General features: G+C 67.2%; 5 protein-coding genes and 2 pseudogenes. 4 read left to right on the forward strand and 3 right to left on the reverse strand.

Going from position 1 to position 7989, the window contains the following annotated elements:
- Positions 1 to 277: 277 nt before the first annotated feature.
- Positions 278 to 520, forward strand: a complete 243-nt coding sequence (locus tag OO54_RS40325; RefSeq protein WP_033212581.1) for a hypothetical protein — start codon at positions 278 to 280, stop codon at positions 518 to 520.
- An 85-nt stretch (positions 521 to 605) separates the two neighbouring features.
- A complete protein-coding gene (locus OO54_RS40330; protein ID WP_157856606.1) occupies positions 606 to 818 on the forward strand; it encodes a hypothetical protein in 213 nt (70 codons plus the stop codon).
- 22 nt (positions 819 to 840) lie between these two features.
- On the opposite strand, the gene OO54_RS40335 is transcribed toward OO54_RS40330, so the two are convergent.
- The gene (locus OO54_RS40335) at positions 841 to 2124 is read right to left on the reverse strand and encodes an IS701 family transposase (protein WP_078905619.1); all 1284 of its coding nucleotides are present in this window, start codon (positions 2122 to 2124) and stop codon (positions 841 to 843) included.
- A 78-nt stretch (positions 2125 to 2202) separates the two neighbouring features.
- Positions 2203 to 2619: a DUF5958 family protein gene (locus OO54_RS40340; protein ID WP_033212585.1), complete on the reverse strand. Its 417-nt coding sequence runs from the start codon at positions 2617 to 2619 to the stop codon at positions 2203 to 2205.
- 900 nt (positions 2620 to 3519) lie between these two features.
- Here OO54_RS40340 and OO54_RS40345 point away from each other — a divergent pair.
- Positions 3520 to 3936 (forward strand): hypothetical protein, encoded by a 417-nt coding sequence (locus OO54_RS40345; RefSeq protein ID WP_033212586.1) that lies wholly within the window; start codon positions 3520 to 3522, stop codon positions 3934 to 3936.
- Between the two features lie 172 nt (positions 3937 to 4108).
- On the opposite strand, the pseudogene OO54_RS42105 reads toward OO54_RS40345, so the two are convergent.
- Positions 4109 to 7242: pseudogene (locus OO54_RS42105) on the reverse strand (Tn3 family transposase).
- 206 nt (positions 7243 to 7448) lie between these two features.
- Here OO54_RS42105 and OO54_RS44645 point away from each other — a divergent pair.
- A pseudogene (locus OO54_RS44645) lies at positions 7449 to 7843 on the forward strand (transposase); the annotation flags it as partial.
- Between the last annotated feature and the right edge of the window lie 146 nt (positions 7844 to 7989).

Below are 7989 nucleotides of genomic sequence, written 5' to 3' on the forward strand. Positions count from 1 at the left end.
CTTCACGGCAAGTTGATCACGAGTCTCGTCCGGGATGCGCATACGACACCAACGAGCCCCAGCTTTGAAAGCAACACCTTGATGATCGGCAGGCCCTAACGGTTGTCCCGTAAAAGATCTTTGGTTGGTGAGAGCGGGTGGTCGGGCCAGGGTGCCGCGCGCGACGTCTGCGGCTTCACCCGAACGAGCGGGCCTGGCGTACACCGGCACGAGCCGGGCACTGTGTGGGATGACAGCCGGAAGCGGCAGCCATCCCACACAGACGCGAGGAGGCGCCATGGCCGATCAGCCAGACGAGGCCAGCCCCAACAGCTCACGCATGAGCGACAAGGAGCGGTACGAATACAGCGCAAGCATCCTCGCCGGAACCGAGGACCACTCCCACTACGGCGAGTGCGTGTACGACGGCTGGTACGACGCCGACGGCAACCCGTGCACCCTGGGGAAATACAAGACGGGGGCGAACGGCACACCCATCCCCATCGACCCCAACGAGCCCCCACCCGTTTACAGGCCCTAAATTTTCTCCCGTAACCCCTGGACAGGGGTTACGGGAGAAAATTTAGATTGACTGCTGAACCCCCTACTGACAGGGAGGCATGCTCATGGCCGACGACCCCACTAAGCTCGAACCCACCGCAGACGACACCCAGTCACCCGCAATCCCCCCGACAGTCGACGGTATCGACCCCGAGGACGGCGACGAACTGCCCCAGGCCGGCGACACCCGCAGCCTGCCGATCATCCCCGGAGGGGACAGCAAGCTGCCCGAGATCGGCACCCCCAACATCCTGCCGCCCGTCCCCAGAGGCAGCTAATACTCCAGTGCGACTTCGTGATCTACCCGGTTGAGGGGCTGGCGAGCCGCCGCTGGTAGTGGCTGCGGCGAGCCGCGGCCTGGTGTCGTCTGCGCCAGGTTGACCAGTGCAGCAGCCTGCGTGGAGAGGTGCTTGTGGGGTTCAGCAGAGTTCCGAGCAGGTGGCGGATCTCGGGGACGGTCAGGTCGATTGGGTCGGTGCTGCGGGCGGGCTGGTTTGGCTGAGAGGTCCTTTCCGGCGTCGCGTCGGCGGCGAGGACCGCCAGGAATGCGAGCGCGAACATGGCCAGGGTGATGTGCCGGTGCCAGGCGGTCCAGTGGCGGATTTGGTAGTGGTCCAGCCCGACCTGGCCTTTCGCGGCCTGGAAGCACTCCTCAATGCACCATCTGGTCCCGGCTACCCGAACCAGCTCGGACAGGGCCACCCGGGTCGGGGACCAGCACAGGTAGTAGGCGAGTTCGCCGCTGGTCGGGTTGCGGCGGATCAGGAGGTGCCGGTGGCCGTCGGCACCGATCTCGATCCAGGCCCAGTCGTGGTAGCGCGGCCCCTTCGCACCAGTTCCGGCGCTCTGCCGGTGCCAGGCGGAGCCGGGCAGGAGGCCGGCCACCGCGTCCGAGCGGGTGGCGGTCCTATCTTGGTTGATCCGCACGCGCGTGCTGCAGGAGACGGCCAGAACATAGCCGATCCGGTGGCCCTCCAACAGAGCGCGCAGGCCCGGGTCCTGGCCGTATGCCTCGTCACCGGTCACCCACGAGGCTCCGATCCCGGCGTCCAGTGTCGCGGCGATCATCTGCCCGGCCAGCGCGGGCTTGGTTGCGAACTGGGCCTGTTCGGGCACGCCGGAGCGAGTGCGGCACTCGGTGTCCTGGCACCACGAGGCATCGGGCAGATAGAGCCGGCGGTCGATCAGCGCCCGTCCTCTGCTGGAGGCGTAGGCGAGGAAGACGCCGACCTGGCTGTTCTCGATCCTGCCCGCGGTGCCGGTGTACTGCCGCTGTACGCCTGCCGAGTTCCAGCCCTTCTTCAGAAACCCCGTCTCGTCGACAATCAGTACGCCGTCGTCGGTGCCGAGGTGGTCAAGGACGTAGGCGCGGACGTCGTCACGGACATCATCGGCGTCCCAACGGGCGGATCGCAGCAGCCGCTGCATCGGCCCGGGGCGGTCATGGCCGGCTTGCTCGGCCAGCTGCCAGCAGTTCTTCCGCTCAGTTCGGGACAGCAGTCCGAGCAGATAGGCGCGAGCGGTCGTCCGTGGTTCCACCCTGCGGAACCGGCCCGCGATCCGGGCCATGGCCTGGTCGAACATCGCTCGCCAGCGGGCTGCATCTATGCTGTGGCCCGCGGCCACAGCATGATCTTCAGGAGTCCACACAACCTGTGATGATCACGTGGTGGCCGCTCCTGTTCCTGCATCCGTGCCCAGATGGTGCCAGGCATGGCTGCACCCCTGGGCACAGAACCGAGCCCGCCGCCGCTCGTCGGCCACGCCGAGCAGAGCGACCAGCAGCCGGAACGCCTTGACGCGCTCGTCCTGCGGCAAATTGATGATCTTTGCCAGCTGCTCGGCCAGGCGCCCTCGGGTGACCAGCACGGCCGGGGTATGGGTGGGCCGGATCCCGGCCCTGCGGATAGCCTCCGGCCCGTCCTCGATGAGGGCGCGGGCCTGGATACAGAAGCCCGCCAGGTCACGCAGGACTTCGAACTGCTCGGCGCCGTCCAAGCTCCCGAACCAGTCGACGCCCTGATCAAGCGGACGGATGCCTTGCGCCAACCGGTTCAGGACCACCACGCGCTCGTTCAAATTGCCCCACCTCCACAGCACCACAGGCCGTCAACGTTGTATGGCCATCGAACCAGATCGCGAAGTGTGACTGGAGTACTAAGTCGCCACCGGACTCACCGGCCTGGCTGAAGGTTGGTTCCCGTCGAGGTCAGGGGGCGGCGGATGTCGTCCTCGCTGAGCCCGTCGAGCTTTCAGAGCATCGCCTCGCGAAACTCCCGCAGATCGCTGGGTAGGTACTCTGTCGCGAATTCATCGATCACAGGCATGAGCCTGTCATGCACGGTCGGCGGGTTTTACCTGCGGCCAGCGCTCGGAGCCAGAGGTCAGACAGCCTTTGGTCGACGTGGCTTTCGACCGGCTGGGGTAGCGCCCTTGCGGGCGAGGCGTCGGCGCATGAGGGTGATGGCCGCCCCGGTGATCAGGGGCTCGGAGTGCTGAATGAATGTCCGTAGTCCCTCGCGTGGTGGGCGTGCACAGCTGGTTCCTGGCGGGCCCGGCAGCCGGGTGACCTGCTAAGGCCGGTTCCCGGGCGAGTGTCTTCTTGGTGCAGACGTCGAACGCGATCGTGGCTTCGGAGTCACGAATCGGGACTTGTCGATGCGAACCGAGGCGTCACTCTTTCGAACCCGCCTGATCAGGCGTGCCTCTCCCTGAGCGCTGATAGTGGAACCGTCATGAAGGCGGCGGTTCAGCCGCCCCGATGGGCGCCCATGTGCCGTCGGTACTGCTTGCCGGCGGCAGCCGCCGGGCTCTCGCAGCGAAGGGAAACAGGTAATGGATGAAGAGACGTTCAAAGTCGCCCCAGCTCCGCGCGCAGTCGCACGAGACGCTGGTAGTCAGAGTGGGCGTGAGCCGATCACCGACCACACGGGAGCTCCCCTCAGGAAGGGGAAAGTTTACAAATACTCTTTGGGCTACATGAACGACAACACGGGGTACTTCGTCGGCGAGTACGCCAAATGGTTCCGCAACTATGAGTATGACTGGGACTATGTGATCAAGGGTTCCGGCGACAGGCCTTACGAGTACGGCCTAAGGTTCTTCAATTACGACTCCCAGAGCGACACGTCGGCTATTTACGAGGGAGACCACCTGAGGCTTCGCTGCGATATGCAGTATTGGCGAAAGGTGGGCGACCGCGTAAAGCGCAGCGGGAACTGGTCGGACGGCCACAGGATGGTCCTTGAAATCGGTAGCTCGAAATGGCACGGCATTCACCGCCTGAAGGACGTGAGTACCGGAGAGTACGTGGAACATCACTGGAAGGGCGCGTGCACTTATGGGCACGAAAATAAGGCACTCTTCTTCTTTGTTGAGGACAAGAACGCGTCGTAGAGCCTCTGATGACTGCCTTGCTCGGTGGCACCGCGCCGACTGCTGGCGTGCTTTCCCCGCCCTGCCCCACGCCAGTCGCACATCGTGCAGGGGAAAGTCCGGCTGCTTGTCCCGCCCCCCCCACCTCTGACTCCTAGAGCTGAGAGGCTGACCGCAGTGTCGAACTGGGCCATCAGTCCCCTTCCTCATCGTTCTCGGCGGCGTCCGGGTCACGGAAGGGACGCAGGCCCCGGCCAGGGCCGCTGGCCTTGATGTTGAACAGGCAGCGGCCAAGGAAGTTGATGTGCCGGTCCTTGAGCGGGGAGAGGCGGGCGACGTCCTCGTCCTTGATGTCGTGGCCTTCGGCCCGGAGCTGGGCTACGGCGGCGTCCAGGTAGCGGGTGTTCCAGAGCACCACGGCGTTGAGGACCAGGCCGAGGGCGGCGAGCTGGTCCTCCTGGCCCTCGCGGTATGCCTGGCGGATCTGCCCGCGGCCGCCGTGGCAGATGGCGCGAGCCAGGCGGTGGCGGGACTCCTGGACGGTGAGCTGTCGGTTCATCAGGCGGCGGTAGGTGTCGTCGACCGGGTCGACCAGGGCGAGCAGGTGCATGGTTTTGTCGATCCGCCCGTACTCGGCGAATGCGGCGCCGAGCGGGGTGGGATGTCCCTCGCGGCCGAACATCCGCAGCAGGTCGTAGGCGCGGACCTGGTTGGTGATGAGCGATCCGGCGACACGGAGCATGTCCGGCCAGTGCGTGGCGATCCGTTTGAGGTTCACCTTGTTGCAGGCGACGGCCTCCAGCGGCCCGTACCCGGCGGCCGGCGCCTCACCGTCGGGCAGGTCGGCCCGCCAGAACCTCTGGTCGGCCAGGTCGCGGAAGCGTGGGGCGAAGCGGAAGCCGAGCATCTCGTACAGACCGAAAGCCATGTCGGAGTACGAAGCGTTGTCTGTCGCGACCATCTCTGGCTTACCCCGACGTCGAGGTTCAGCAGGGTGTCCAGGGTATAGAGGCTATCGCGCGGTGTGCCGCGTACGACCATCGCGCCGATCCCCGCGACCTGATCGTTGACGGCATTTAGCCAGGTCACGCCCCTCTTGTAGCCGTAATACTTGGGGGAGGGCCCGGTGTTGATGCTCTTGACGGGGACGACGAACCGTAGGCCGTCGACGGAGGCGAGCAGTCCGCCACCCCACATCTGGGCCAGCTCGATGCGCGACTGGGCGGTGATGAGCGCGGCGTTCGCCGCGGCGATGGTGTCGGCGCGCACGTAGTTCTGGTCGACGTGGGACAAGCGCAAGCGGGTCAGCGCCTTGTTCTCCGGGTCGATGACCGGGGGCAGGCCGATGTTGCAGCTCTCCGCCACCAGCAGCGCGACCAGGGAGACAAGCAGGCCCTCCATGCGGGTGCGCCGCTCGGAGACGTGCCCGAAGGCGTCGAGGAAACCGGTCCAGGAGTGGACCTCGAACAGCAGGTCCGGCAGGTCGATCCTCGGGAGCATCGCCTCCGTGGTGGCCTTGAGCCAGGTCAGCGACTCCGGCTCGCCGACGGCGCCGAGCTTGTCCACCGACAGGCGGGCGCGTCCGCCGGCCTCGGGGACGACGATCTCCACCTTCGCGTCGGCGCCGGCCTCTTCCAGACGGTCGGCCATCTGCCGCCACGCCGCGTCCAGCCCCCTCACGAGCTGGGCCAGGTGCTCCTCGGCGTCCTCGGTCAGGGACAGGCCCGCGAGCACGTCCGGGCGCATCGCATCCCACCGCGGACCGTCCAGCAACCGGGCCCGCGGGTCCGCCCACCGGTTCGACGGGGCGGCAAACACGTCGCGCCGGTTCAGGGCGCGGTGCAGCTGCTCCAGGACGCACACCACGTACGCGTCGCGGTCCACCGCGCCCTGCGGCAGCTTGGCGTTGGAGAACACCGCGCGCTTCCACATCGCCGGTATCAGCTCGGCGTCGACCTCGCGGGGCAGTAGCGGCCGGTCCTTGACCCGGCGCCGCGAGAGTGCGGGCAGGCGACGCACGGCCTTGAGGATGCGCCGCCCGGCTGGGGCGGCGCCCAGCGCGTCCGACTCGCCGAGCAGGGACAGGAACGGGCGCACGGTGTTGTAGCGCAGGGCCAGCTTCTCGCGCATCGCGGCTTCGGCCGAGCCGTCGTCCTCGGGCACCAGGGCCTCGACGGTCGCGACCGCCCCGGCCACCACCGTACGCGGCACGGCCTCCTCGACCGCCGCCCACAGCGCGGCGACGTCCAGGTCCGCCTCGTGCTCGGCGACCAGGTCCAGCTCCTCAGTGAGGATCTTCGACGCCTTCGCCAGGATCCGGGCCGCCTTCTCCAGCTGCGGCAGCATCGCCAGGCGCTCCCGGTCCGACGCCCGCCGGGCCGGGCTGATCAGCCGGTTCGCCATCAGCACCGCGAACAGGTACAGCGCGTCGTCGACCGCCTGCGCCTCCAGCTGCCGCACCACCGCAGTCAGCAGCGCGGTCCGCCTCGGCTCCGACGCCCGCAGAATCGTCTGCGCCTTGCTCAGCTGCCCGTACCGGGCCAGCGCGGACAGCCGGTTCACCGGCGCCCGTGACAGGTTCACCCGGCCCAGAGCGAACGCGGAGATCTCCCCCACTCGTTCCATCGCGCGGACCATCGCCGTGCCCGTCGACTTCACCGGCGGTGTGCGCAGCCGCTCCAGTTCCGAGACCCGCCTGCCCTCCGGCACCACCAGCAGCTTCGCCAAGGCCGGTGCGAGCACGGGATCGGCCCGGTACGTCGCCCGGGCCACCGCGTCGTACAGGCGCCGCTCTGCCGCCGTACGGGCCTCCGACACCTGCCGGGCCAACACCGAGGCACCCGGCAGCAGTACCCGGTTCTTCCGCAGCCACGTCACCGCGTGGTGGAACAGTGCCACCGGCCCCTCGGCGTGCGTCCACGCCCGCCCGTACAGAAAGCTGCGGAACTCCCGGCCCCACTCGCGGTCGGTGAAGTCCCGGTACTTGAACCGCTTCTGGATCTCGTCCGCGTGCTCGTACACCGTCGAGCGTCGCTCGGCGTACCGCTTCACGCACGAGGCGTCCAGGATGCCGAGCTGCTCGGCCAGGTACTCCACGGCTTCCCACGGCACCGCGAGCGGGTCCTCGCCCAGGAACCGGCCGACGTAGCGGACTGTGCAGATCTGCACCGCCATGCCCAGCCGGTGCGCGTCGGTACGCCGCAGCGCGATCAGATCGCGGTCGTCATCGTCGAGGAAGAAGAACCGCTCCAGCTCCGGGCGCGTGGGCACCTCGGTGAACGTCCCGTACGCCTCGGCCTGCTCATCAGTCAGAAACTCCACCGGCACGAGGCGGACCGTAGCCAGCGCCGGCACCCGCTCGACGATCTTTCCGGGAACCTCAGCGATGCCACGGGACGGTGTGCTAGCCGACCATGATCGTTCTCACCGGGATTTCCTGTACGCCAACTACTCACACCCGGAACACAAGCAGTTTCCCGCCTCGCATGGCACCCCTTGCGCTTACGCGCTCGGGGCCACCGATGACCTATTAGAACTACCGCTACTCCACCAACCACCAGGTCGTCATCGACGCCGACACCCAACTCGTCGTGGTGGTCGGCCAGCCCCTGCCCGGAAACCGCAACGACTGCAAGGCATGGGAGGAGTCCGGCGCGAAGGCCGCCGTCGGCACGACCACAACCATCGTCGACGGCGGCTATCCGGGCACCGGGCTCGTGATGCCCCACCGACGCCGCAAGGGCGAGGAACTGCCTGACTGGAAGCAGGCCCACAACAAGCCCCACAAACAGGTCCGCGCCCGCGTCGAGCACGTCTTCGCCCGCATGAAACCTGGAAGATCCTCCGCGACTGCCGTCTCAAAGGCAACGGCGTCCACCACGCCATGCTCGGCATCGCACGGATGCACAACCTCACCCTCGCCGGATAGGCCACCAAGTCGTACAGCAGCCCACCATGCTCGAGGCCGCTCAGAGCTCATTGAGCTTCTTCGATGTGGCCACCGATCGGGTGACGGTCCGTGAAGCGCAACGAGCGAGGCCCCCGTGCTGTTGATCGAGGTGTCTGACGTCTCAA

This window comes from Streptomyces wedmorensis, assembly GCF_000716445.1.
Lineage (GTDB): Bacteria > Actinomycetota > Actinomycetes > Streptomycetales > Streptomycetaceae > Streptomyces > Streptomyces wedmorensis.

Bases quoted from the DNA above. Each gene is read 5' to 3' on its own strand.
- OO54_RS40325 (WP_033212581.1), top strand. From the start codon at position 278: ATGGCCGATCAGCCAGACGAGGCCAGCCCCAACAGCTCACGCATGAGC.
- OO54_RS40330 (WP_157856606.1), top strand. From the start codon at position 606: ATGGCCGACGACCCCACTAAGCTCGAACCCACCGCAGACGACACCCAG.
- OO54_RS40335 (WP_078905619.1), bottom strand. From the start codon at position 2,124: ATGTTCGACCAGGCCATGGCCCGGATCGCGGGCCGGTTCCGCAGGGTG.
- OO54_RS40345 (WP_033212586.1), top strand. From the start codon at position 3,520: ATGAACGACAACACGGGGTACTTCGTCGGCGAGTACGCCAAATGGTTC.